1 pseudogene is annotated in these 342 nt (G+C 38.6%); it reads right to left on the bottom strand.

The features are described from left to right. Positions 1-342, bottom strand: a pseudogene (locus EXE10_RS21295) (IS6-like element IS1008 family transposase); the annotation flags it as partial.

The raw sequence follows: 342 nt of genomic DNA, 5'->3' as shown, positions 1-342 counted from the left end.
TGTCCTTTACGTAGTGCACGCATGACTTCAATACCTTTAATTGTGGCATAAGCAGTCTTCATAGATTTGAATCCTAATGTGGCCCTGATGATTCGCTTTAACTTACCATGATCACATTCAATGACATTATTTTTATACTTAATCTGCCTGTGCTCAATATCTACTGGACATTTTCCTTCTCGCTTTAATCGTGATAAAGCATGGCCATAGGTCGCTGCTTTATCTGTATTGATGACCCGTGGAATTTGCCATTTTTTCACCGTATTGAATATCTTTCCTAGAAAACTATAGGCTGATTTACTGTTCCGTCTAGCGGAAAGGTAAAAGTCAATCGTATGACCC

Source organism: Acinetobacter sp. WCHAc060033, from assembly GCF_004209125.1.
GTDB classification, from domain to species: Bacteria; Pseudomonadota; Gammaproteobacteria; order Pseudomonadales; family Moraxellaceae; genus Acinetobacter; species Acinetobacter wuhouensis.
Note: the sequence above shows the minus strand (reverse complement) of the source record. Positions and strands in the feature narration are given on the sequence as shown.